Annotated in this window: 21 protein-coding genes; 10 read left to right on the top strand and 11 right to left on the bottom strand. The window is 49.4% G+C overall.

Annotated features, from left to right (window positions below; all coding sequences use genetic code 11):
* The first annotated feature begins 113 nt into the window (after positions 1 to 113).
* Complete coding sequence (locus CFF01_RS05900; RefSeq protein WP_088904179.1) at positions 114 to 1,649, top strand: DUF3300 domain-containing protein; 1,536 nt, start codon at positions 114 to 116, stop codon at positions 1,647 to 1,649.
* Between the two features lie 279 nt (positions 1,650 to 1,928).
* Entirely contained in the window at positions 1,929 to 2,279 is a 351-nt protein-coding gene (locus CFF01_RS05895; protein WP_033537517.1) for a putative quinol monooxygenase, read from the top strand.
* Between the two features lie 82 nt (positions 2,280 to 2,361).
* Here the strand turns inward: CFF01_RS05895 and CFF01_RS05890 are convergent, their stop codons facing one another.
* Positions 2,362 to 3,429 (bottom strand): M43 family zinc metalloprotease, encoded by a 1,068-nt coding sequence (locus CFF01_RS05890; RefSeq protein WP_088904178.1) that lies wholly within the window; start codon positions 3,427 to 3,429, stop codon positions 2,362 to 2,364.
* 420 nt (positions 3,430 to 3,849) lie between these two features.
* Here CFF01_RS05890 and CFF01_RS05885 point away from each other — a divergent pair, with 420 nt between their 5' ends.
* Entirely contained in the window at positions 3,850 to 4,212 is a 363-nt protein-coding gene (locus tag CFF01_RS05885) for a group I truncated hemoglobin (protein WP_088904177.1), read from the top strand.
* 48 nt (positions 4,213 to 4,260) lie between these two features.
* Here the strand turns inward: CFF01_RS05885 and CFF01_RS05880 are convergent, their stop codons facing one another.
* Complete coding sequence (locus CFF01_RS05880; RefSeq protein WP_033537766.1) at positions 4,261 to 5,031, bottom strand: hypothetical protein; 771 nt, start codon at positions 5,029 to 5,031, stop codon at positions 4,261 to 4,263.
* Positions 5,032 to 5,214: 183 nt separating this feature from the next.
* Between CFF01_RS05880 and CFF01_RS05875 the strand changes: the two genes are divergently transcribed.
* Entirely contained in the window at positions 5,215 to 7,296 is a 2,082-nt protein-coding gene (locus tag CFF01_RS05875; RefSeq protein ID WP_088904176.1) for an SEL1-like repeat protein, read from the top strand.
* Between the two features lie 57 nt (positions 7,297 to 7,353).
* Here the strand turns inward: CFF01_RS05875 and nqrF are convergent, their stop codons facing one another.
* The 6 genes from nqrF to CFF01_RS05845 all read right to left on the bottom strand — a co-directional run bounded on the left by nqrF (position 7,354) and on the right by CFF01_RS05845 (position 13,311).
* The gene (gene nqrF / locus CFF01_RS05870) at positions 7,354 to 8,571 is read right to left on the bottom strand and encodes an NADH:ubiquinone reductase (Na(+)-transporting) subunit F (RefSeq protein WP_033537513.1); all 1,218 of its coding nucleotides are present in this window, start codon (positions 8,569 to 8,571) and stop codon (positions 7,354 to 7,356) included.
* A gap of 41 nt (positions 8,572 to 8,612) precedes the next feature.
* Complete coding sequence (gene nqrE, locus CFF01_RS05865) at positions 8,613 to 9,221, bottom strand: NADH:ubiquinone reductase (Na(+)-transporting) subunit E (protein WP_033537512.1); 609 nt, start codon at positions 9,219 to 9,221, stop codon at positions 8,613 to 8,615.
* 4 nt (positions 9,222 to 9,225) lie between these two features.
* Entirely contained in the window at positions 9,226 to 9,849 is a 624-nt protein-coding gene (locus CFF01_RS05860; protein WP_033537511.1) for an NADH:ubiquinone reductase (Na(+)-transporting) subunit D, read from the bottom strand.
* Position 9,850: 1 nt separating this feature from the next.
* The gene (locus CFF01_RS05855; protein ID WP_033537510.1) at positions 9,851 to 10,621 is read right to left on the bottom strand and encodes a Na(+)-translocating NADH-quinone reductase subunit C; all 771 of its coding nucleotides are present in this window, start codon (positions 10,619 to 10,621) and stop codon (positions 9,851 to 9,853) included.
* 114 nt (positions 10,622 to 10,735) lie between these two features.
* Positions 10,736 to 11,950 (bottom strand): NADH:ubiquinone reductase (Na(+)-transporting) subunit B, encoded by a 1,215-nt coding sequence (locus tag CFF01_RS05850; RefSeq protein WP_088904175.1) that lies wholly within the window; start codon positions 11,948 to 11,950, stop codon positions 10,736 to 10,738.
* Complete coding sequence (locus CFF01_RS05845) at positions 11,950 to 13,311, bottom strand: Na(+)-translocating NADH-quinone reductase subunit A (protein WP_033537765.1); 1,362 nt, start codon at positions 13,309 to 13,311, stop codon at positions 11,950 to 11,952. The genes CFF01_RS05850 and CFF01_RS05845 overlap by 1 nt, the downstream gene beginning before the upstream one ends.
* Positions 13,312 to 13,770: 459 nt before the next feature.
* Between CFF01_RS05845 and CFF01_RS05840 the strand changes: the two genes are divergently transcribed.
* Positions 13,771 to 15,060: an O-acetylhomoserine aminocarboxypropyltransferase/cysteine synthase family protein gene (locus tag CFF01_RS05840; RefSeq protein WP_033537508.1), complete on the top strand. Its 1,290-nt coding sequence runs from the start codon at positions 13,771 to 13,773 to the stop codon at positions 15,058 to 15,060.
* Positions 15,061 to 15,264: 204 nt separating this feature from the next.
* Positions 15,265 to 16,377 (top strand): HD domain-containing phosphohydrolase, encoded by a 1,113-nt coding sequence (locus CFF01_RS05835; protein ID WP_088904174.1) that lies wholly within the window; start codon positions 15,265 to 15,267, stop codon positions 16,375 to 16,377.
* Between the two features lie 225 nt (positions 16,378 to 16,602).
* On the opposite strand, the gene CFF01_RS05830 is transcribed toward CFF01_RS05835, so the two are convergent.
* Both CFF01_RS05830 and CFF01_RS05825 read right to left on the bottom strand, forming a co-directional pair.
* On the bottom strand, positions 16,603 to 17,358 hold the full coding sequence (locus CFF01_RS05830; protein WP_088904173.1) for a putative porin: 756 nt from the start codon (positions 17,356 to 17,358) through the stop codon (positions 16,603 to 16,605).
* Positions 17,359 to 17,642: 284 nt separating this feature from the next.
* Complete coding sequence (locus CFF01_RS05825; protein ID WP_408640504.1) at positions 17,643 to 18,380, bottom strand: DUF599 domain-containing protein; 738 nt, start codon at positions 18,378 to 18,380, stop codon at positions 17,643 to 17,645.
* Positions 18,381 to 18,903: 523 nt separating this feature from the next.
* On the opposite strand from CFF01_RS05825, the gene CFF01_RS05820 reads away from it, so the two are divergent.
* From CFF01_RS05820 to rsmS, 4 genes are all read left to right on the top strand, one after another.
* Positions 18,904 to 20,478, top strand: coding sequence for a S41 family peptidase (locus CFF01_RS05820; protein ID WP_033537506.1), 1,575 nt, complete (start codon positions 18,904 to 18,906; stop codon positions 20,476 to 20,478).
* Between the two features lie 8 nt (positions 20,479 to 20,486).
* Positions 20,487 to 20,888, top strand: a complete 402-nt coding sequence (locus tag CFF01_RS05815; protein ID WP_088904172.1) for a hypothetical protein — start codon at positions 20,487 to 20,489, stop codon at positions 20,886 to 20,888.
* Between the two features lie 424 nt (positions 20,889 to 21,312).
* Positions 21,313 to 23,724 carry a TonB-dependent receptor plug domain-containing protein gene (locus CFF01_RS05810; protein WP_088904171.1) on the top strand — a complete coding sequence of 804 codons (2,412 nt, stop codon included), beginning with the start codon at positions 21,313 to 21,315 and terminating at the stop codon, positions 23,722 to 23,724.
* A 150-nt stretch (positions 23,725 to 23,874) separates the two neighbouring features.
* Positions 23,875 to 24,063, top strand: a complete 189-nt coding sequence (gene rsmS / locus CFF01_RS05805; protein ID WP_088904170.1) for a pleiotropic regulatory protein RsmS — start codon at positions 23,875 to 23,877, stop codon at positions 24,061 to 24,063.
* Between the two features lie 126 nt (positions 24,064 to 24,189).
* On the opposite strand, the gene CFF01_RS05800 is transcribed toward rsmS, so the two are convergent.
* A complete protein-coding gene (locus CFF01_RS05800) occupies positions 24,190 to 26,025 on the bottom strand; it encodes a S8 family serine peptidase (RefSeq protein WP_088904169.1) in 1,836 nt (611 codons plus the stop codon).
* Between the last annotated feature and the right edge of the window lie 251 nt (positions 26,026 to 26,276).

Below are 26,276 nucleotides of genomic sequence, written 5' to 3'. Positions count from 1 at the left end.
TGTCTTACGTCAAACAATAGGTATCTCAGGAATAAAATAGCCTTCAGCTAATGTTCATCTTGGGCGGTTTATCATCTGATCAAATCCAATGACAGATAAGCCTAGGAGACGTTATGAAAAGCATCAGACAATGGACTTTGCTCCTGCTCTTTGCCGTTTCACAGTCACTGCTTAGTCCTTCAGTATCGGCACTGGAAGGGGCGCAAGGTGCTGCTCAGGAGATACAGTTTAGCGATGCCGAGCTAGCACAGATGCTGGCTCCAATCGCACTATATCCAGACAGTTTGCTCACCCATATTTTGATTGCTTCCACCTACCCGCTTGAGGTCGTTCAGGCCAAGCGTTGGCGTGACAAGCATCAAAACTTAGACAGCGCTGAAGCAGTAAAACGCGCAGAGAAGCAATATTGGGATCCCAGCGTCACCGCTTTGGTTGCCTTTCCCGATGTGCTGCAACGCCTGAGCGACGATCTTGAATGGACCCAGAAACTCGGCGATGCCTTCCTGCAAGACGAGGGTCGGGTTTTAGATAGCATTCAAGGCCTGAGACAGCAAGCAGAAGAGGCCGACGCCTTCGATGAGATGAAAAATATGCGCGTCACTAAGGTCAATCGTCAGATCATCATAGAGCCGGTGCAGCCGGAGGTGATCTATGTGCCTTACTATGACACCCGTGTGGTCTATGGACACTGGCACTGGTATAACTACCCACCCGTTTATTGGGCCTATCCACCGAGCTATGGTTACTATCGCCCTGGGCATTTTTCAAGCCACTTTTACTGGAACAGCGGGATTCGCATCAGTTTTAACTTCTTTTTCAGTGCCTTTAGCTGGAGACACCGTCACATTGTGGTAACTCACCATCACCATACGGCGCACTATCGTCCCCACAAACGCATAGTGACTAGTCACGGCGCACAGCGCTGGAACCATAAACCGGCACATCGACACGGTGTTGCCTACCGCTCGCCTAAGGTCAAGGCTCGCTATGGTCAATATCGCCCAAACCGTTATGATGTCAAACAGCACAAAAATGTCGGGCGCCATGACAAAATGAATCCGGCTAAACATCAAGGCTCAGCGCAGATCCAAGCACGTCGAGAGCAAAACTTTAGCCACAAACTAAGTGATTCTCGTCAGCACAAAGTCACTCGCGCCGATAAACATCAGCAGCCGACCAAATACTATGAAAAAAGGGACAAGCTCAACCTAAAAGGCGAGCCAAAGGCCGACCGAGCTTCGGGCAATAAAGCCAGGGATTGGTCACATCAGAGCCAAGGGCAAAGGGATAAGAGCCTTCAGCGAGATATGAGCCCTCAGCGTGATAAGAGCCTTCAGCGCAACAACGGCTATCAGCGTGATAAGAGCCCTCAGCGCAACAACAGCTATCAGCGTGATAAGAGCCCTCAGCGTGACAAGAGCCTTCAGCCCAACAACGGCTATCAGCGTGATAAGAGCCCTCAGCGCGACAACGGCTATCAACGTGACAAGAGCCTTCAGCCCAACAACGGCTATCAGCCCAATAACTTTCAAAGAGAGCGAAGCCCTCAGCCAAAGAGCTATCAGCGAAATAACAGCCATCAGTCCACACAGGCCCGCGGCGCAGCGTCTCACAGCCAGCAAGGTCGTATTAAACAGCGAGATCACTAAAACAAACTCAGGCGGCGAGCTAGACTCGCCGTCATCTGTCTGCTCACCCACCTGCCAAAGTCAGCCTTTCCGCTTCGCCAGTCGCTCACATGCTTCGCCAAATACTGCTCACAGCCCCCAAATAATGCGGGTGAGATAACGTGACTCCTAATAAATTGTCGACCTAACAAGGCTAGTGATTCCTTCACCAATGGCTTTGACAGGTAGCAAAAAGGCCTCGGCTTCAACCCATAGAAAAACTAGGCTAAACTCGGTCTTTATTCTGAGGAGAACTTACACATGTCCACTCGTGTTTTTGTGATAGCCCAGTTTCGCCCCAAGGCGGGCAAGGAAGCCGAACTCTTTGAAGTACTCAAGGCACTGGAGCCCGACTCATTGCGGGAACAGGGGTGTATTCAGTACATTCTCACCCGTCAGATAGACCATCCGAGTGCCAGCCGCACCGACTATCCTATCGTCTTCAACGAGATCTGGGCCGATGGCGAAAGCTGGGCGGCTCACGGTCGTCGCCAGCAGATCACGCACTTCTTTGAGACTCAGGTAAGCTCCCCCGCGGGCTTGGTGGATGATGCCATAGTGACTGCCTATACCGACGAGGGCTATGAATATGACGCCCCGGTATTTGTCTAGCCATTTGACTAATCCAAAGCAAACCAGCCTAGCCCAAACAAAAAAACGCAGCCAAGGCTGCGTTTTTTAATGGCTGTCTGTATTAGTTAGCCACACCAGTCGCGGCCAGGTTTTGTGCCGACCAGAGGGTCACACGAGCCTGACTATCCAGACCATTGGTCATACGGGCTACCTGATCTTGGGTGAAATTGGCATATTGATCTGAGTAAGCCATAAAGTTCTGCCAGTTGATGGTTTGGCCCATGCAGTTCACTATGCCGCCATCACCTGGGTTCATCTGCCAGCTGTTTTGCTGCGGCGTGTCACAGTTCTCATCGCCTGTGGTATCACAGCGACGCTCCATGCCACGCTTACACCCACCTTCGAAGGTATGGATCAGATCCAGGAAGTGACCGAACTCATGGGTCAATACTGAGCGGAAGTTCTCATCGGTATTGCTCCCCAAATAGGCGCCGTTGTAGGTCACACGTGCCAGGCCTTCATTGGACATGGTGGAGTCCGGATACCAGGCCACACCAGAGTTATTGGTGACACCATCGGCATAGAGATCGTTCTGAATGTAGACATTCATATACTTGTAGTTATCCCAATGATCCCGTTTCACGTCGGAGCTTGAGTAGTTGCCCGCCCCAGAAGACGCCGGATGATAGATGATACCGGAAGTGGGATTACCATTAGGATCGATACTGGCTAGGCGAAACTCGATATTGAGCGCCTGCTTTACCGCCTGGAACTCGGGATCGATATCGGCAAAATCCGCTGTGCGTCCCTGAAAGTCTTCATTAGTCTTGTTAAGCGCATCGATGATCACCGCATCGTTGACTGGCTTGCCATTGAACTCTGTACCATAGACATGAAACACCACAGGAATCACATAGTTTGGTGTCGTCGACAGCGCCAGCGCTTGGGGTGTATCCCCCTGCTCTTCAAGAGCGTCGCTACCAGGCTTAGCCATGGCACGCTTACGCTCAAACAACTTTGCATGGCGCGCCTTAGCCTCATCTAAAGCGGCGGGGAAATTACGATAATGCTGAGCATTGATCTCGCCAGCCTTACAATGGTCGGCAGCAAATTCAGGTTGTTTGGCGCTCACACTGGCAGAGCTCGTTAACAGGGCGGCCAAAATGGCTAATGTAAGTTTATGGGTCATGTTATTAGTCACTCTTATTGTTAGGTTTTAGGTTAATTAGCCATATCCTTGGCGTGTTAGCTTCCCTCCAGACGAATAACAACATTACCTATGAGATAAAATATTCTGTATACAATATACCCAAATAAAAACAGGTGTAAATCAAAAAATGTGAACAAATTGTAAAAATCACAGGAGTGCAACGCATTCTCACCACCTTCATCTCATGCCCTTAAAAAACGGCTGCTTAGGCAAATATCATCCTGCAGACAAGCTTTTAATAGCCAGAAGCCCTAAAGAATCATCCGCTTACAAATTAACTCGCCTTCACGGTAACTGACGCGGCTAACGCAGCATCGCCTCTCCTGATGACAACTACAATTGATCACCTAAGTAAGGAGATACCGACCTCCAGGTGTCGGCAACCAGTGAGGCAAGACTATGAGTGATGCCACGCTTTATGAACGTCTTGGCGGTGAGACTCAGATAGCCAAGATAGCGACAGATATTTTTGATACCCATGCAGACAATCCCGATATCGCCAGCCGTTACCTCAATTCAGATCGTCACGCCGTAATAGAAAAGGTGACGGAGTTTCTCTGCGCTGCAACCGGCGGGCCACAGGAATATACGGGTAAGAGCATGATTGAGACGCACAAGACAATGAACATCAATGAAAAGGAGTTTTTAGCCGTATTGGACGACATTATGCTGGTGTTAGATAAACATCAGGTGGGACAACAAGAGAAGCAGGAATTACTGCTCGCCGCCTACTCGCTTAAAGGCGAAATCATCGGCCGATGACCCGCAATGACCGATAACCTAAATCGATAGGTTATCGGACGCGCGCTGCTAATAGCCCGTCTGCTCTCCCGCCCTGGCCCTAAGCAGCTTAAACTTATGAAATCCCAGACGTCTGAGACGGGTGAGGTCAAAATCCACCATGCCCTGCATCTCACGGGCCTTGAGGTCTTGCGAACATTTAAACTCGCCACCATTGCCCTTATTAAACTTAGAGATAGACTTGTAGCAGGTGCGAGCCGGACAGGTATAAGCACAACCTGCGTTGGCGAATAGACGGATGCGATCTTTATGTTGCAGCGCGCTCAAGAACGCCTCGTCATCATTGAGTACCATGGGCAAGACCACAGTATCATAGAGTGTAAACGCCTCCTCAACCTGCTCGGCCTTGGTCAAATTTTTAATCACGCTGGCTTCGATGTCATAGTCGGGAAACTCCTGCTTAATCCAATAAGCCAGGTCGTCATTGGTGCAGATAATGGAATTGCGTTTGTGATGATATTTGGCCAGCAAGGATCGATTGGCGTCAAATTCCTCCTTAGTGGCAAAGTGGTTGGTAAAAGGGATCCTGATACCAATATTGTTATCAGCCAACAAGCCTACATCCCGCTCAGACAACTGTCGCATCAGATAAAAACGGCCACCATATAGGCTAGAGCGCTCCACAAAACCAAATACGCTCTCTACCTGGGCCAGTGGCACTGCACCAAAGTGTTGCCTTAAAAACTTCATCACAGATTGGTGATCGGCCTTGCCCCTGGCCGACACGGTATAGGTACTCTTTGGCGTTATGCTCTCACTGCCCGCTAGCTCGTCGCTCATATCATTCGCTTTATTAACCTTTAGATAACAAAACAATATAGAGATCCCCTACTACAGGCTCCTTGATGTAGATCAAACCATAATGACAGTCCCTAAATTGCCTGAGCCGCAATATAGACATTTACTTTTTCCTAGCCCTAACGATATGATGCAAAAGCATTAAACAAATGTTAAAGGAATGACATGTACCGTACCATTTCGACTTTATTTTGCCTAGGAATCCTAAGTGCTTGCGTTGCAACTAACACTAACCCCCCTTCCTCCGAGATGGCTAGTAATCCGTCTATCGATCTACAGGTAGAAAGCTCAAAATTAACAAGCGAGGAAAAGCTAACGCTAGCGCAGCAATACTATGAAAGTGGTCAGCCCGAAAAAGCACTCATGCTATATAAAGAGACTGCAAACGAGGGACTACCCAGAGCTCAGAGTGAATTAGGGTTAATCTATGATGTTGGCGCATTAGGTATTAAAGAAGACAACGAACTTGCATTTCACTGGTATCTAAAAGCCGCAAAACAGCATGATACCCAAGCCTTAATAAACCTTGCAGCGTTTTACCGAAATGGTGAGTTTGTCGATCAAAACCTCGATCAAGCGATAGATTATTATCAGCGAGCAATTTCGTTGAACGCTCCAATGGCTTCATGCGAGTTAGGATTTCTCTATTTAGACGAGCCAGCCAGGAAGGACTTGCTAAAGGCCGAGGCAAACTTTTTACTTGGTGCTAAGCAACAGCTAGCTTCCTGTTATCTAGGTTTAGCGTATCTCTACCATTTTGAAAAAGACAACGTTAAGCAATCATTTGAATGGTACAAACTCGCTGCCGACGCAGGTAATGCTTCTGCTCAGTACAATTTGGCGACTATATATTTCGATGGCGTAGCCACCAAAGTAGACCCCGAGAAGGGTGTACATTACCTTCTATTGGCCGTTGAGCAAAACCATAAATCTGCTGTTGGTTATATGGCCAATATGTACGATTTCGGTTGGTTTGTAGAGCAAGACCAGAAGTTAGCTATACAGATTTACCAGAGAGCCGCGGAATTAGGTGATGCGGGATCTATGGTTAACTTAGCGACCTATTTTGAATCTGGACAATACGTTCCTCAAGATATTGATACGGCTCTAAAGTTATACCAGCTTGCGGCTCAACAAAATAATGCACTAGCGCTAAACAACATGGCTTCTATCTACTTCAATGGCAATCATGTTGAACGAAATACGGCATTAGGGCTAGAGCTTTTCAATAAAGCGGCGACCATGAATAATCCCCAAGCTTTATATAATTTGGGCACCATCTATCGAGATGGAAACTCTGTTAAGCGGGACAGAACTAAAGCCTTGTCTCTTTTTCAACAAGCAGCAGATCTCGGCTTAGAGCAAGCCTACTTTGAAGTAGGTAAAGCCTATCATTTAGGCTTAGGAACAGAAAAAAATGATCAACTCGCACTCCCCTACTTATTAGAGATAGCTGAAGGTAACTCCCTAGCAACCCACTACCTAGGGGTCATCTACTACAAAAGCGATTTAGTCGAGCACAATATTGATAAAGCCATTGCATATTTTGAGAAAGCTCACTCACAAGGAGAAATTGACTCGACCGTTAACTTAGGTCAACTATACGAATATGGTAGCCCCAACCATCATGATTTAGACCTAGCTATCGCTTGGTATAAGAAAGGCATTGAAGGAGAACATCCTTATGCTTATATGCGGTTAGGTCTACTCTATATGAACGGAGAAGGCGTGCCTCAAAACATGCAATATGGCCTTGAGCTCTACACCACTTTTTGCAAGTTACGAAACTATAACGAAAACATGAAACTTGGAAATCTCTTTTTCTTTGGAAATGAGATTAAGCAGGACTACCTACAAGCCCGTCATTTTTACGAATTGGCACTCAAGCAACAAGATTCAACTGCCGCGAATAATCTTGGAGAGATGTATCGCCTAGGCCTTGGTGTTAAGCAAGACATTGAGCAAGCCGTTAGCCTCTATCGTTCTGCCGCAGAGTGGCATGGGCAAACAACAGCCATGTTAAATCTCAGTGAACTTTATCTTGAGGGTGAAGGCATCCCCGTTAATGAAGAATTGGGATTAACCTGGCTGAGAAAAGCCGCTGAACATAACGATAGTGAGGCCCAATATAGATTAGGGAAATATTTGCTGGACAGAGAATCCACGACTGCAGGAGAAACCTGGATGAATAAAAGTGCGAATGGTGGTAATCAAAAAGCAATAAAGTATTTGCAAGAAAAGTTATAAATTCCCCACAAAAAACGCAGCCAATGGCTGCGTTTTTATTTCTTAAGAGACTCAGGGTTAATCGCCGAAGTCATCCAGCAGGATATTCTCTTGCTCAACACCTAGGCTTTCCAGCATGTTGATCACCGAGGAGTTCATGATTGGAGGGCCACACATGTAGAACTCACAATCTTCCGGCGCCTTATGATTCTTCAGATAGTTCTCATAGAGCACATTATGGATAAAGCCGGTGTAACCGTCCCAGTTGTCCTCGGGGAGCGGATCCGAGAGAGCCACATGCCACTCAAAGTTATCGTTCTCAGCCGCCAGTGCGTCAAAATCCTCCTGATAGAAGATCTCACGGCATGAGCGAGCACCATACCAGAAAGTCATCTTACGCTTGGTCTTTTCACCCTTAAGCTGGTTGAAGATATGTGAGCGCATCGGCGCCATACCGGCACCACCACCGATAAACACCATCTCGGCATCTGTCTCTTTAACAAAGAACTCACCAAATGGCCCAGAGATAGTGACCTTGTCACCCGCCTTAAGATTAAAGATATAAGAAGACATCTTGCCCGGCGGCAAACCATCGGCTGGCGGCGTAGCGATACGCACATTCAGCATGATAATGCCCTTCTCATCAGGGTAGTTAGCCATAGAGTAGGCACGCAGCACATCTTCATCTACGGTCGAAACCAGATCGAACAGGCCATACTTTTCCCAATCGTCACGGTACTCGGTCGGGATATCGAAATCGCTGTATTTCACCTGATGAGCCGGCGCTTCAATTTGAATGTAACCACCGGCCTTAAACTTAACATCTTCACCTTCGGGCAGCTTAAGCAGCAGCTCCTTGATAAAGGTGGCCTGGTTGTCGTTCGAGATCACCTCACACTGCCACTTCTTGACGCCAAAGATCTCCTCTTCCAGCTCAAGTTCCATGTCAGTCTTCACCGCCACCTGACAGGCCAGGCGACAACCCTCTTTGGCCTCTTTCTTGTTGATATGGTCACGTTCGGTAGGCAGAATATCGCCGCCTCCAGACTTCACCTTTACTCGGCACTGACCGCAGGTACCGCCACCGCCGCAAGCGGAAGGAATAAAGATATCCTTGCTTGCCAACGCGCCCAGCAGCTTGTCGCCCGCCGCCGTGGTAATGCTCTTCTCATCGTCATCATTGATGCGAATGCTGACATCACCGTTGATCACTAACTTGCTCTTGGCGACTAAAATCACTATTACCAGCATGCACACGACTATGGTGAACATGCCTATGCCTATTGCCATTTCCATCTAATAACCCTTTTCTTAATGCACTGACTTAAGCACGCCACTTAGAGCGAAATGCCGGAGAAAGACATAAAGCCTAATGCCATCAGGCCTGTGGTAATAAAGGTGATGCCTACACCTTGCAGCCCCGCGGGGATGGCGTGGAACTTCATCCGCTCACGCAGGCCGGCCAGCAGCACAATCGCCATCGCCCAGCCCAAACCCGACCCAGTAGCAAACACCACTGACTCAGCTAGGCTGTAGTCGCGGTTTGCCATGAAGATCACCCCGGCGAAGATAGCGCAGTTAACCGTTAGCAGCGGCAGGAAGATCCCCAGGCTCTGATAGAGGCTAGGAATGTACTTATCCAGAAACATCTCCAGGATCTGCACCAGTGCGGCGATCACACCGATAAAGGTGATCAGCTGCAGGTAGCTCAAGTCAAGCTCAGGATAGCCAGCCCAAGCCAGCGCGCCAGGAGCCAACACGTTGGCATAGATCAGCTGGTTTAGCGGCACCGCGAGTGTCATCACCACAATTACGGCGATACCCAGACCAAAAGAGGTCGACACCTTTTTCGACACGGCGAGGAAAGTACACATGCCCATGAAGAAAGAGAGCGCCATGTTGTCGATAAAGACCGCCTGAACAAAGAGATTAATATAGTGTTCCATAGCCTTAACCTCGCTTACGCTGGATAACATTGATGGCCCAGATCAGTAAGCCAATCAGGAAGAATGCACTCGGCGGTAGCTTGAACATCTCGTTCGCCAGATACCAGCCGTCGTTCTCTACAGTCTTAAGGATCTCATGGCCAAACAGGGTGCCCGAGCCCAGAAGTTCACGCACAAAGGCGACACTGAGCAAGATAACGCCATAACCCATGGCGTTACCCATGGCGTCTACAACGGCCAGATGTGGCGGCATCTTCATGGCGTAAGCTTCAGCGCGGCCCATGATGATGCAGTTAGTAATGATCAAGCCCACAAACACTGACAACTGGCGCGATAGCTCATAGGCCACATCTTGCAGCACCATGTCGACGATAATCACCAGGGATGCGATCACTGTCATCTGAGCGATGATGCGCACACTGTTAGGAATAAAGTTACGGATCGTGGAGATGATCAGATTGGAAAACACCAACACAAAGGTCACCGCCAGCGTCATCACCAAAGCAGTTTGCATCGAGTTGCTCACCGCCAGCGCCGAACAGACCCCCAGTACCTGCATGGCAATCGGGTTATTAGCGAAGATGGGCGTGGTTAAAATATCCCGCGTCGCCGTCATACTCTTACTCATCTTAAACCTCCGACGCTTTTAGCTTGTGAAGGAAGGTCTGATAACCTTCAACACCGAACCAGAACTGCACGGCACGTTGTACGCCGCGTCCCGTCATGGTTGCGCCACTGACCGCATCAACACCATGCAGATCACCCGGCTCAGCGCCACCCTTAACCACACTGAAAGAGACTTTTCCTTTATCATCAAACAGCTGCTTGCCTTTAAACTTATCGGTCCAGGCCGAGTCATCGAGAAAATCACCTATGCCAGGCGTTTCACCATGCTCATAGAAGACCACGTTTTCGATAGTGTTCAGGTCTGGCTTAAGTGCCACATAACCATAGATGATCGACCAGAGCCCCTTGCCATAGATGGGTAGCACTACGGCATGGAGTTCACCTTTTTCGTCAAACACCTTGAATACGCGAGCCTGGTTAGCGCGGGTCTTAATCTTGGCGATATCCTTCTTAGGCTTGATCGAGGTCTGCGGGTTGATGGCCGCCATGCGGTCGTCAAAATCCAGTACATTGGCCTGAGTGTCTATCTCGCCAGAATCGAGATCCACCAGCATAGGCGTAACCGACTTCTCGAAGATGGCGCGAAAGTCCTTATCTCCCCCGATATCAATATCGGCGGCAATGAGTACATAACGCTTAAGCTCATCGCGCTTCTTGGCCAACTTACGTTCTTTGAGTACCTCGGCCGTACCTGTGATCATAAAAGAACAAGAGAGGCAGAGGACGAGTGTGAAGATCATGGTCCCCACAACAGTATCTTTCTTAAATGCCATTAGCGTTGCTTCTCCATAGTGTCGCGCTCGGCGCGGCTGGAACGACGAAACAAAAAGGATGCGAGAATTGACGACCAAAAGTTGGCGGTCTGGATCCTTAACATATGTTCAGATTTATAAGGCATTACGTTTCAGCCTCCGCTTGATGTTGCTGCGCGCCACCAGGTAATCGAAAATTGGCGCCCACAAGTTGGCAAACAGTATCGCCAGCATAATCCCCTCTGGCATCTTGAGATTCAGCACGCGGATCAGCACAGTCATGAAACCGATAAGAGCACCATAGGCAAACTTACCCTGACGGGTGTACGCTGTGGTGACCGGGTCGGTCGCCATGAACATCATCCCCAAGGCAAAACCACCAGTGACCAGATGCCAGGTCCACGGCATGGCGAACATGGCGTTCTTATCTGAGCCGATGAGATTAAACAGCAGAGCAGTGGCTAGCATGCCAGCCATTACCCCTGTCACCACACGCCAGTCGGCCAGACGGGTCAACAGCAGTAGCAGGCCACCGAAAAGAATGGCCAGCGTGCTGGTTTCGGCAATCGATCCCACGGTGAAGCCAAAGAAGGCATCCCACCAAAGCGGGTCACTAAAGGCCTGATACCAGGTGTAGCCTTCAAAGCTCATCTTACCCGCCGCAGTTTCGTGCAGCACAGTCGCGCCAGAGAAACCATCGACCGCCACAAACTGAGCAATCTGCGCCACCTCTGTCGGATAAGCGAAATAGATAAAGGCGTAACCGGCCAGCGCAGGGTTTAAAAAGTTATACCCCATGCCACCAAACACCTCCTTGGCCATGATCACACCAAAGGTGATGCCCAGGGCAACTATCCAAAGCGGTGTTGATACCGGCAGAATCAAGGTAAATAGCAAGGCAGTAACGAAGAAGCCTTCATGCAGCTCCTGACGACGCACCTTAGCAAACACCACTTCCCAAAACAGGCTTACCACCAGCGCGGTAAGATAGATGGGCAGGAAAAAGCTCAGGCCATAGGCAAATAGCCCTAAAAGCCCAGTTTGCTCACTGAGGCCTCCAGAAATGCCATTGAACACCCATAACTGCCAACTCTCTGGTGTCGTCAGCCCAGAGGCCAATGCCTGCTGCGCCTGTAAACCTATGTTATAAATACCAAACAATATGGCAGGTAGCAGGCAAAGGCCCACTAAGGTCATGGTACGTTTGACATCAATCGCATCACGCACATGCACCTTGCCTTTAGTGCTGCGGCCATGGGCATAAAGCAGCGAGCGCAAGAAGCTGCGCATCGACGAGCCATGGGCATAGTAGTTCTCTTGCACATCAGGCTTATTGTCTTGCTTACTCATTAACCTTCCCTCTCAATAATATCTAGGCAGATGCGCAGTTCCTGCCCGAAATCATACTTACCGGGACAGACAAAAGTACACAGGGCTAAATCTTCCTCATCCAGCTCTAAGGCCCCTAAGGCCTGAGCCTCATCGGTGTCACGCACCACGAGATCGCGCACCAAAAGCGTGGGTAAGATATCCAGCGGCATGACGCGATCCAGCTGGCCAAAGGCCATCATGGCGCGATGAGAGCCGCCTGCGTTGGTGGTCAGGTCAAACAAACGTTTAGTGGCCTTAAAACGAGAGGTCACGGCGCGGGTAATAGAAAACTTATCGCGGCCGCCACGTACCCATGGCATCAGCTGATGCTTAATATCTTCGGCGAGCACTGAGATCTGCTGATGGAAACGGCCCAGATAGTCATGAACGCCTTCGGCGGTATGGCCAGCCAATACAGAGCCTGACACTATACGATTGCTGCCAGGCTTAACCTCGCCTTTTACCAGCTCGCTTAACTGAGCGCCGAGCTGAGTGCGCAGCAGCCTTGGATTAAGTGCCGTCGGCCCACCTAGAGCGACCACGCGATCCGTATAGAGCTCACCGGTCAAGAACAACTTGCCGTAGGCGATGAGATCCTGATAACCCAGATGCCACACTGGACGCTCCAGGCTAGCAGGTGAAATAAAGTGAATATGGGTGCCAACCAGTCCGGCGGGATGCACGCCGGCAAATTGATGGCTTTCAACCTGAGGCAAGTCTGCACCAGGCAGGGCTTCACCGACATCGTGGCACAGATGAATCTTGCCCGGCGTCAGATAGCTAAGCACCTTGAGTCCGGCAGCGAAGGCCTCTTGCTGATCTTTAATGATCACCCGAGGATCGGCAGCTAAAGGATTGGTGTCCATGGCGTTGACAAATATTGCCACAGGCTCGCTGTCCAGCAGGGGCACTCGCGAGAAAGGACGGGTACGTAGCGCGGTCCATAGACCACTCTCTACTAGGTTTTGTTTTACGGCATCACGGCTGAGCAGATTAAGGTCTGAATAGGCTTGGAAAGTGATCTGCTCCTCGCCCTCCACTTGGATCACGACCGATTGCAATACACGGCGCTCGCCGCGATTGATCTCGACAATCAGGCCACTGGCCGGCGCGGTAAAGCGCACACCTGGTGCCTTCTTGTCTTCGAACAGCGCTTGGCCCTTCTTAACCCGATCGCCAACCTCCACCAAGAGTGTGGGTTTTAGGCCAACATATTCCTCACCTAGCAGTGCTACCTTTGCAGGTCGAGCGCAGCAATCAATCTCTTGCCGAGGCTCACCTGCGATAGGCACATCTAAGCCCTTCTTTATCGTCTTAATCTTGTCTGGAAAAGCTGCCATCGCAAACATCAACCGTTACTAAACTGGGATGCCTTATGGTAAAAGTTTGTTAACTTTGATTCCGATATTGAGGTCACATTCCGACACCAAGCTGTAACTTAACAACAGTTTTTAGATTGAAAATGTGATCTTGATCGCCAGCCAATCCTGAGAACTGTTAACAATGTAGTTTTATAACGATAAAACCAATAAAGCAGATACACCTTATTTAGTTGCAACTAAAGTATTAAAAGTGGGACAAAAATTCCCCTATAAGGCATAACAAAATTGCTATTTTTTTGTCCCTTAATTGAGGCAGGTGCAACCAAAGATTTGAGACTAATAAAGACAAAACTGATTGCGATATCGGGGACTTTAAGCACTAATCTCAGCGAACAAAAAAAGATTTAGACATCTAGAAGTCTAAATGCTATGGTCATTTTTGGTCACAGGTTTTCTACTCAGGATAGGATGAACAAGATGAAACTCGAATCTTTAGCACTGCATCACGGCTATACATCGGAAGCGACAACCAAAGCGGCCGCGGTTCCCATTTACCAAACCACCTCCTATACCTTTGACGATACCCAACATGGGGCCGACCTGTTTGACCTTAAGGTGCCAGGCAATATCTACACTCGCATCATGAACCCCACCACAGATGTGCTCGAACAGCGTCTCGCCGCTATCGAGGGCGGCATAGGCGCACTGGCGCTCGCCTCGGGGATGGCAGCCATCACCTATGCCATTCAAGCCCTAACCCAAGTGGGCGATAACATTGTTAGCACCAGTCAGCTCTATGGCGGCACCTATAATCTGTTTGCCCACACCCTGCCGAGGCAAGGGGTAGAGGTGCGCATGGCGGCCTTCGACGATTTCGAGGCGCTGGAAGCCCATATCGATGACAATACCAAGGCGCTGTTTTGCGAGTCTATCGGCAATCCGGCGGGTAATATTGTCGATATCGCCCGTTTGGCCGAGTTGGCCCATAAGCATGGCGTACCGCTGATCGTAGATAATACCGTTGCCACTCCGGTGCTCTGTCGCCCCTTCGAGCATGGCGCCGATATCGTTATCCATTCGCTCACTAAATATATTGGCGGCCACGGCACCACCATAGGCGGGGTGATCATCGACTCAGGTAAGTTTGACTGGGCATCGCAACCTAAACGCTTTGCCTTACTCAACGAGCCAGATCCCTCCTATCATGGTGTGGTCTACACCCAGGCCTTCGGCCCGGCAGCCTTTATTGGTCGCTGCCGCGTGGTGCCGCTGCGCAACACAGGCGCCGCCCTCGCCCCTCAGAGTGCCTTCCTGCTGCTGCAAGGACTAGAAACCCTAGCCCTGCGTATGGAACGTCACTGCGATAATGCACTGGCGCTGGCGAAGTTTCTCGAGCAAGACCCAAGAGTAAGCTGGGTCAACTATGGTGCACTACAAAACAGTCCCTATCGTAGTAACTGCGAGAAGATCACTTCTGGCAAGGCCTCTGGCATCATCAGCTTTGGCATCAAGGCCGAAACCAGCGAAGAAGCGAAAGCCGCCGGTGGACGCTTTATCGATGCGCTACAGATGATCCTACGCTTGGTGAACATAGGCGATGCCAAATCCTTAGCCTGCCATCCGGCCACCACCACCCACAGGCAGCTCAACGGTGAGGAACTCGCCAAGGCGGGGGTATCAGAAGACCTAATTCGTATCTCAGTTGGCATTGAGCATATCGATGACATTATTCAGGATGTCTCACAGGCGCTGGATAAGGCGCTATAACCCCATCTCCCTGCGCCTTTTATAAACTTCCTTTACAGACCTCAGATACCGGGCCATTGGCTCGGTATCTTGATTAAGGTCATGCTTTTACGCCTTTTTTAGCTAATACCTTGGTATAGTGCTAACTATGCATATCTGTTGACTATAATGAGTATTGGCGACCTTTGGCTTTAACAAGCGACCCGCATGGCAAGGGAGCGGCACATGTACTACACCTCTACGGATCTTAATCAACACTCATCACTCATGAGCAAGCTGGCTCACTTGCATACCTCTACCCAAGAAAAATTGCCACAAATCACTCGCATTGCCATCGCTCTGTTTGACGAAGAAAGCGATCTCGTACGCACCTTTATTTACAGCGGTAAACCTTCGCCGCTCAATCATTATCAAGCCAATCTCAGTCAATGCCACTCGCTATTACAGATAGCCAAATCCCGCGCCGCCAGAGTAGTACAAGACCTCAGCATCTATGAGGACAGCCAACACGAACACGCCATCAAGATTTATGAGGCAGGCTATCGCAGTAGCTATACCCTACCGCTGCTGTCTGGCACCAACCTGCTAGGCTTTATTTTCTTTAATAGCGAAGATAAAGATGTTTTCGATAAACGCTGTCTTGAACACTTAGATCTTATCGGCAACTTGCTGGCACTAATGGTGATCAACGAATTAAGCGAGGTCATGACCCTCGCCTCGACCATGAAAACAGCCATCGATGTGACCCATTTTCGCGATCCGGAAACCGCTGGCCATCTCAGCCGCATGGCGCACTATTCTCGTCTGATCGCTCAACGCGTTGCCGATGACAGAAATTTAAACGACCACTTTATCGAACATATCTTCCTGTTTGCGCCTCTACATGATATCGGCAAGATCACCGTGCCCGACGAGATATTGTTTAAACGTGGCCCACTCACCTCACAAGAGCGCAAAGAGATGCAAAAACACTGTGAGGCGGGGCGAAACTTGATCGACAAGCTGCTCTGTAACTACCACTTGAGCAACCTGGATCACACTCAGGTGTTACGCAATATCGTGCTCTATCATCATGAAGCCATAGACGGTTCGGGTTACCCTGCCGGGTTGGCCGGTGAGTCGATCCCCATTGAGGCAAGAATTGTGGCGGTGGCCGATGTATTTGACGCGCTCACTAGCGAACGTCCCTATAAATCAGCCTGGACGAACGCCGACGCCTTTGCCGAATTGAATAGACTGTCTGGAGACAAATTAGACGCCAGCTGTGTCGCCGCGCTAAATGAGGCGCTCCCCGAGGTGATAAAGATTCAGAAGACCTTTGACTCCACAGAGTTTTAGGCAGTTAAAGCCCTCAATCCATGTGAAGTAAGCCTGAATACCATAAGTCGAAATAGGTTAAGACTTGGCTTTAAGATGCTGAGGTTAAAGCAGTCGGTTAGCAGGGTAAGGTTTACAGGCGATGGTAAAACACCCCCTGCGACACATTCGGCATCGCCAAAGTATAAGTAAAGGCCTGCCAAGCCAGGGCGCCAGCAGGCCTTACAGTCAAATCATGGCTTAGTCTTAGAAACGACCTACTAGGCCAAGACCAATGTTTACGCCGTCGAAGTCAGAATCCAACACGCGCGCGACCTGGAAGTTCGCCGACACGTTATCAGAAATGCGCAGCCAGTAAGCGGTTCTTACATCAAATGCATCATCATACTCTGTATCGGTATAACCCAGACCCACAGACCAAGCATTGTTCACATACCAATCGGCGCCCAGGTTGATCATGTCGTCATTGTCACTGTGAGTCCAGTTAGCCTGTAGATCCACACCGGCAGTAGATTGTAGGGCGATATAGCTGCGAACCTTCACACCGTAGCGCTCCTCAATACCCTCATCGCCATCGGCATAGAAGACAGAAACAGCTGAAGAGTCGTTGAAGTAGTAACCCACTTCAGCGCCATAGGTGTCGAAATCGAAGTGAGCATAGTCGTGCTTCTGATAGTTCACACCAACAAACCACTTTGAGGCGAAAACATAGGTGCCGTCGATACCGTAAGAGTCCAGGTCGGCATCATCAAAGTTGCTGTAGTAAGCACCCAGATTAGAGCTTTGCGCCAGGAAGCCATTTAGGGCATATGGGCTGCTGCTCTGATCCACTGGCGTCACATAGTAACGGTAATTTGCTTTCCACAGACCATCGCCGAACTCTTCAGAGTTAGACTGGTAGTTCAAACCAACTTCGTGTTGAAAGGCGTTGTCTTGCACCGCGAGTGCGCTCATGCTGCTAAGACCAAGAAGAATGGCAACGGCTGTTACTGATTTTTTCATCAATGTATTCCCTTATATTTATGAAGCTAGGAGAATAAAAGATAAAAAATAGAAAGGTGTTGAACTCAATCCATTGTAATTTTCTGGTATTTATAAGAATAAATATCCTGTGCTCTCCTAGCGGCGCTAACGATAAGCCATAGTTTAGGAATAGCGCAATAAAAACTTCATAAAAGCTAAGCAAAAAAACATTATCAAAAACAACAATTAACAGCCAGATAACAAGTGAAACCCAAAGGTTACAACTTGCCATCCAGATGCAGAAATCAATATCCCTATAATTATTAAAGGCCTTTAGTGCTGGCAGCTTTCGTCTGCTCGCGCTCATCGAGGATCAACATCCCGTGAGTGATCGCCTGCACCGCTCTGGACTTAAATTCGCGGCGATACAGGGTATAGACCACCACTAGGCTAGAGGCGATAAACAGCAGTGGATGGAAAAACCACCCCAGCACAGCCATCGAAAAATAGTAGGAACGCAGGCCATAGTTGTAAGCATGGGCGGCCCTATCTTGTACTATCGCCATCTGATAGGCGTAATCCTTGAGACGTTCGTCGTTGCCGCTCTTATCAACCGGGGTCGCCCCCACCATCACATTGAGAAACCCATATTGACGCATAGACCAAGTAAATTGAAAGAAGGCCATTACAAAGATAAAGGTCAAAATACCCAATTTTAACTGGATCAGCAGATGCACAGGGGGCGCCGTCAGCGGGATTGAGGTAATGACAGCCTCCAGGCGTTCAACCTGAGCAAACAGGGTTAACACACCGGCGAGCACCAACATAGTGGTACTGGCAAAGAAGGTAATATTACGCTCTAAGTTAGCCAGTAATGCGGCCTCGGCCACCCTCACCTCGCGCCCAAGTAACTGATACATCCAATGCACCCTGTGCTGGTGCAAACAACGGGCAATACAGTTGGTTGTCTTAGCCTTCTGACGGGCAAAGCGGGCGTACCCGATCCAACAACTAAAGAAACAGATCACAGCAATGAGATCGAGCAGATAATTATTCATCATGGATTCAACTTGTTAACTATGGCAACCGGCTACCAGAAGACCTCATTTCATTTAATCATAGCCTATTGATATTGCAACTCTATTTCCTAGGTTCTATTTACCCTTAAGCCACTATGACTCTGTTATCTAGGGTATTGTCTACCACCAGAGCAATACATCGCGGTCGTATCAGCACAGGAGATAGAAAGTGGATTATAAAGCGCTGCAATTGATACTGCTTTGTAGAGGGTGACCGATAAAACATTAAATCGTACTCTCTGCGCTTTTATCAGCCATTTCTACTGTGTTATCGACGGTTTATATTGAATCACTAGGCGTCACCCCCTTTGGTTTCTATAGATCGTCTACAAACTAGCTCAAAAACAAACCACAAAGGTCTACGCACTCTCGCGCTCAGGCTATACCTACTCACAAATCTTAGCTAAGATAGTGAAAATTATGTTGCAGCTGTGTATCCACTTGCAAGGGCCGATAACAATCGCAACGTGCCAAGTTACAAGAGTCTAAGAATAAAGGATTATTTATGAAGTCAATCTCTAATGCTCTGTTTACAAGCCTGCTAGCTTCAGGCCTTTTGCTCACTGGCTGTAGTGGAGGAGGCAGCGGTAGTGATACCTCTGGCAACGGCGGTTCCATCGGCACGGGGTCGGGCGGCACGGTGACATGGGTCGAGGGTGAATTTACCCCTTATACACAGTTAGCGGCTCAGTGCGATACGGGTCTCAAGGAGAAACTCTGGTTACGTTCGTGGAGTAACGACACCTACCTCTGGTACAGCGAGATAATCGACAGAGATCCGGCGCCTTATCAGGTATTGGAATATTTCAGCCTACTGAAAACCGAAAACCTATCGCCATCAGGCAACCCCAAAGACCAGTTCCATTTCTCTATGCCTACCAGCGAATGGGAACAACTTAATCAGTCGGGTGCATCGGTCGGCTATGGCATGAGTGTTCATCTTCAGCAGCTCACTGCCACCACAGACAGAAAAGTGACCGTTGCTTACACTGAACCAAACACTCCTGCAAGCAATGCCAATATCGCCCGCGGGGCAGTCATCGTTAGCATAGATGGCGTCAGCGTAAAAGATGCCAATGACATGGCGTCAATCAATACCTTAAATAATGGCTTGTTCCCTAGCGATGCCGGACAAGAGACTCGATTCACGATACAAGATCTGGGCGCAAGTCAGACCCGAGATGTGATACTGACGGCGCAAACTGTGGTTTCAACCCCAGTGCAAAATACTAAAGTTGTGAGCACCCCAACAGGTAATGTGGGCTATCTACAGTTCAATTCCCACATCGCCACCGCTGAGCGTGGTCTGTTCGATGCCATCAACACTCTGGCAACCGCTAAGGTTGACGACCTAGTGCTGGATCTGCGATACAACGGTGGTGGCTTACTGGCCATGGCCAGCCAGCTGGGCTATATGATTGCCGGTAAAGAAGCGACACAAAATCGTATCTTTGAGCGCAGTACCTTTAACGACAAATACCCAACCAAAGATCCTGTCACAGGCCAAACCTTGACCCCAATGCCTTTCATCGATGAGTCTCTTGGCTTTAATCCAGGCCTTCTATCAAGCGGTCAGAGTTTACCGACACTTAATCTGTCACGAGTATTTGTCCTCACGACCGACAACACCTGCTCAGCCAGTGAGGCACTGATCAACAGCCTGCGTGGTATCGATGTTGAGGTGATCCAAATTGGCGGCACCACCTGTGGTAAGCCCTATGGCTTCTACCCAACACCAAACTGTGGCACCACCTATTTCACCATTCAATTTAAGGGTGAGAACGATAAAGGCTTTGGTGATTACTCTGACGGCTTTGTCCCCAGCAGCAATCCAACGCTAGCAAGCGAAGTACCTGGTTGTGATGTGGCTGATGACTTCAACCACGCTTTAGGTGACCAAAATGAAGGTCTGTTATCGGCGGCGCTTTACTATCGCGATAGCAACTTCTGTCCAGCCCAGGTTGCAAGCGCGGCACGTAGCCAAGTCAAACCAGGATTTATCGACACAGGTTACATTCTCGAAGATACGCGCAAGCAAAATCTGCTGTTAAATAGCCGGATTCTGACTCAGCCTGAATAGGATTTATGATGAAACGCATAGTTCGTATCATGATCTGCTTCATGCCGTTAACCCTCCTTGGCTGCTCACTGCAGGCACAAGACGCTGCTTTGCCAGCCCCAGTGCCTGCCCCAGTACCAGCCATAGTCAGCGAACCGAGTGCTGAGAGTCTGACTGAGCTGGAAAACGCCATTGCCAAACTGTTACAGATGGAGAAGGTGACCCTAGCCGCCGATGCATTCACTCAAAACAGTCGATTGGCCCTGGAGCGCAGTCCCCATACGGATCCTAACGGGCAGCTGTTAATGGGCCGCAACTTTGAGCTGCCACAAATCGTGCAGCTTTGGATAAGCGGTGATGAGTGTTTTGTCACAGATTCCGAGAAGCATCGCAGTGCACCGCTGACAGTGACTCGCTGCTATCCTGAATAAACCATGCTGAATAATCTATCCAGATGAGTCTTTTACACGACGGCTGCTTACCCAAAGCAGCCGTCGTTTTTCATGCTTAGTGCGCTTTTATCTGGAGGCCGCGAGGTTAATCCTCCAGCCTGGATTACGCGATACCTAAATCCATACAGCGAGGCCCATACAGAAAGACCGATACAGAAAGGCTCATACATAAAGAGCTACTCAAAGGGCCACACAAAAACGCTCCAAAGATCCGTTACAAACGTCATCAAGCTCTGTAGCGGCGTTAGGCGACATAAGATTGCCCTCCGATACGCTATTGCGAGCTCCCAATAGAACCGTCTGCAATGAGTTAGTACATATCCTTCTAAATGTAACAATTGTTACAGTGATAATATCCCGCGCTTCTCATTATTGTTTTACATACAAATTATTAAGAGGCCTTATGCGCTTAGCTGTTTCCGCATTAGCAGTGTCATCTGCACTCATCCTTCCTGGCGTCCACGCTGAAGATCAACAAGCCAGCTTAGATCAACAAGCCAGTTTCGAAAAAATCGAGATCATAGGTTCACGTATCGCACTACGTACCGCCACAGATAGTGTGGCACCAGTCGACATTATTACCGCCGAGCAGCTCGAATCGACAGGGATGACAGAAACGGCTAAGGCACTGCAATTTGCCGCGCCAAGTTACAGCTTTCCATTCTCATCGGTAACCGATGGCTCAGATGCGGTGCGCCCGGCAAGCCTGCGCGGCCTGTCACCGGATCACACCTTAGTCCTGGTCAATGGTAAACGTCGTCACGGTTCGGCATTGGTCCATTTAAGTGGCACTGTAGGTAAAGGCTCATCTAACGTCGATTTAAACGCCATTCCAATGACCGCTATCAAGCGTATCGAGATCCTACGTGACGGCGCATCGGCGCAATATGGTTCCGATGCCATTGCCGGCGTCATCAACGTGGTGCTAAAAGACAGTGAACAAGGTGGTAGCGTATCGGCACAAGCAGGCCAGACCTACGCGGGTGACGGTGAACAGTGGCGAGTGGGCGCCAACCACGGCATAGCCCTGGGTGACGATGGCTTCATTAATGTCTCTCTCGAGGCCCACCATAAAAATAGCACTAACCGCGCAGGGCTAGATCCTCGCCAGCAGTATCCGCAGCTAGCCGATGGTTCGGCGGATCCTCGCGAAGCCAGCTTTAATCGCAAGAGTCACCAAGTTGGCGATGCCGAATACGACAACCTAGGGCTGTTCATCAACGCAGCCAAGGCTATTTCGGACAACGGCGAGCTATACGCCTTCGGTGGCGTGAGCCAACGCGAAACTAAATCTGGCGCCTTCTACCGCAGAGCCCTGGATAAGCGCAACTTAACCGAAGTTTACCCCGATGGTTTCTTACCCCAGATCAACCCTGAAATAATCGACACCTCGTTAGTGCTAGGTTATGAGTTCACCCTGGGTGAATGGAACATAGATACCTCCGCAGGCCATGGCGAAAACTCATTTAACTACAACATTGTTAACTCATTAAACGCATCTTTGGGCCCCGACAGCCCAACCGAGTTTGATGCAGGCACCTTGTCGACCCGTGAAACCAACGTAAACATCGATGCGTCGCGCTATTTCTCCTTTGCAAATGACTCAGAGATCCTCTTTGCCGCGGGTGTGTCGTGGCGTAAAAATGGCTACCAAATTGAAGCAGGCGAGACTGCTTCCTACGTCAATGGGGGTTTTGATAATCGCGCCGCTGGCAGCCAGGGCTTTTCGGGCTTTACCCCAGAATCTCAAGTCGACGAGACTCGAGATAACACCGGCGTTTATGTCGAGCTAGAAAACCAGTTAACCGATGACTTTTACTGGGCGGCGGCGCTGCGTTACGAAAACTATTCAGACTTCGGCGACAACACCAGCTGGAAGCTAGCGGGTCGTTATGACTTTACCGACAACCTGGCCCTGCGCGGAACCATTAACACAGGATTTAGAGCGCCTAGTGTACAGCAGCTGTATTTCAGCAATATCTCTACCCTGTTTAACCCTGATCCTGTCACGGGTCAGTTAGTACCGACAGAGTCGGGTACCTTCAACACGCTATCCCCCGTGACAAAAGGGCTAGGGATCAATGAGCTAGAGCCTGAGTTATCACAATCTTTCAGTCTCGGTCTGGTCTATCGCAATGACGCGGGCCTGGCAGTGACCTTGGACGCCTATCAGATCTCGGTCGATGACCGTATCATCTTGTCGAGCTCAGTCACGCCAGATGATTCACCAGCCGTTGCACAAGCCTTAGCTGGCACGAATGCCGAATCGGCACGCTTCTTCATTAACGCCGTCGATACCCGTACCCAAGGGGTTGACCTGGTGATAAGCCAGGACTTTGATATCGGTGCTTGGGGCGATCTGCAGGCCAACCTGGCCTATGCCTATAACAAAACGGAAATTCAAGATATTCATTTCCCGCAAGTCTTAGACGGCGTAGGTAAAGAACTCTTCGATCGTATCGAACAAACCCGCATGACCTCGGCCACGCCAAACAACACAGGCAACCTGGGACTCACCCACAGGCTCGGCGACTTCAAAACCAACGTTCGTCTAAGCTACTTTGGCGATTACACCGTGGGTTATTCCTCTGGCGATGTAACTTATAGCGACCAATGGGTAATGGATTTGTCAGTGCAATATGCGGCAACTGAGGCGCTGAGCTTTACCGCCGGGGCGCAAAATCTGTTTGATGTCTATCCAGAGAAGCGTCCGGACAGCAACAACTTCAATGGTATCTTCGTCTATCCATTAACCAATACGCCATTTGGCTTTAATGGTGGTTACGTCTTCTTAGAAGCAAAATATACCTACTAATCTCGTATCGCTTCCTCACCCTAAAAACAGGCCATTTATGGCCTGTTTTTTTATTTAGCCACACATAGATGCGTACAAGGGACAGCCTAAGTAACTTGTTCCCATCGACGGCCTATGTGAGAATCGACAGCAGACATTTGAGGGAAGGATATGACACAAGCAGCAGATAACTCGACCACAGCTAAGACAGGTCTTGATGACGCGAGTGACGACATAAAACTCGCCGTAGACCTTATTTATCTTCTGGAGAGTCATGAGATTGAACCTGATGTGGCACTGGCGGCATTAGAGATAGTCAAGCAAGATCTGCAAAGAAAACTGGGCAAAGCGAACACTTAGCCGCTTACACTCAGGGCATCACGCATTCATTTGCGGCCCATTCATTGCTCCCATTTATTGGGTAATGAGTTAACCATAAAAAAACGCAGCCTAAGCTGCGTTTTTAGTGTGACTCAAAAGCTTTACTTAGAAGACAACTGTCTGTTCAGCAGTACAGGTCGTAGTCCCTTCATCACAAGCTTTATAAGTGTAAGTTCCGCCACCTTTAGTGTTGATAGTGTCGGTATAGGTGCTGCTTGCCGAAGTGGTCGCGATCATGCTGCCATCACGGTAAACATCTACGTTTGCACCAGCAGCGCCAGAGAAAGTCAGATCCACTGTCTTAACGCCCTTGTTCTTGTAGCCGTTTGCCGACAGGGTGAAATCACCACCGGTTCCGCCGCCATTGTCACCACCATTATTACCACCAGCACAGCCGTTAGCTGTCAGGTAAGCATCGGCGGCTGCAGCCTGAACGATACCATAACCGAAGTACACATCTTTACCCGCTGCACCACTGTCCATAGCTGTGGCTTTCAGCGCCGCACGGATCTCGCTACCAGTACATTGGTTATGGTTAGACCAAACCAGGGCGGCGATGCCTGATACGGCTGGTGTCGCCATAGAAGTACCGCTCATGAAACCATAATCCGAGGTACCGATATCCACAGTTGCCGTGCTTGCCGCCAATAGCGCCGCACGATCTTCCTGCGCTGTACCGACAGCAGGGATTGAAGTGCTGTTGGTGTCACCTAAGGTGCCATACAACATGCCTGGCTCATTGTTGATAATGATCGCGCCGATACCACCAGAGCTCTCACAGTTAGCAACCTTGTCATGGAATGAGATCACACCACGGTCGATCACACAGATATTACCGTTAGCGCCCGAATCGGTCGCCTCGGCGGTGCCCATGTAATAGGTACTACCTGAAACCGAACCTGAGTTTTCCATCGCGCTGCTGGCAAATGAAGCGCCATCAGCGGTTAGGTTAGCTGCGGTTGCCATACCTGCCGGATATGTAGACAGTGTATCGACACCACCAGCGGTCACTTCCACACAGATAGTTTCGTCTGTAGTGGCCTTAGGACCACGGCCCGAAGTACAAGATGGGAACTGAGAAAAATCGGCGATGTTGTTGTTCGCATCGTTTGCGCCCACCATCATCACAGATGGATAACCCGCAGGGTATGAACGAACGCTATTACCATCGTTACCTGCTGCCGCAACCACTAGGCCGCCGGCATCAACAAACGCCTGGAAGGCATTAGATTCGGTCGAGTTAGCGCCGCCGCCACCTAAGCTCATGCTGATGATGTTGGCACCGGCCGCACTACACAAGTTAGTGGCGTGAGCCAGATCAGATGAGTAACCCCAACCTTCAGCGTTAAATACCTTAATGATGTGCATGTCGACGCCTGGCGCCATACCGATCACGCCCACATTGTTGTCGGCCGCACCGATAGTACCCGCAACGTGTGTACCATGTGGACCACCGTTAACGTTCCAGCTGCCTGTGCCTGAGTCGTTGTCGCCAGTGATGTTGTTCCACACAAAATCTGGGTTAGACGCGTCCAGACCTGAGTCGATAACACATACCTTCATGCCAGCAGCGGCATTGAAGGCCACCTGATCTGCCTGCGATTGATAAACGGCGTAAGGCGTTACCTGCTGAGTCATAGGATTGCCCGCATCATCGCTAAAGCCCATCAGATGACGACGCTGATCCGCCTCTACTAATTTAACGTGTGGATTGTTTAACAGTCCTTTGACCTGGGCAAGATCTTTACCAGCAAAGGTCGCAGCAATAAAGCCGTTACCGTCTACATGGATCTGTGCACCTAACTGTTTTGCCAGTGCCTTAACAACACCTTTACTGCCATTGTCTACCTGGATGATGTAACGATCATCATCGGCAAATGCCTGAGTTGACAGGCCTACACTTAACGCCATTACGGCACTTGCCAATTTAGTTAACTTCATAGAGGTCTCTCCATTATATTTATTTTGTTAAGAGTCTTTTATTAAAACTTCCCTGAATAGCAAATGCCGCGGTATATCTCTCTTATATTGCGACCTAATTTGGCATTTACTACCACACAACAAGCAACAAGCTATCACACCAACTCAATAGCAACAAGATATTAACAAAAAATAAACATATGTTGCACCATGGTACATTTTAAATGCTTCTGGACTATGACTGATTTAGTCATCTCTTCTTCCACATAAGG

It is taken from the genome of Shewanella marisflavi (assembly GCF_002215585.1).
In the GTDB taxonomy this organism is placed as follows: domain Bacteria; phylum Pseudomonadota; class Gammaproteobacteria; order Enterobacterales; family Shewanellaceae; genus Shewanella; species Shewanella marisflavi.
Note: the sequence above shows the minus strand (reverse complement) of the source record. Positions and strands in the feature narration are given on the sequence as shown.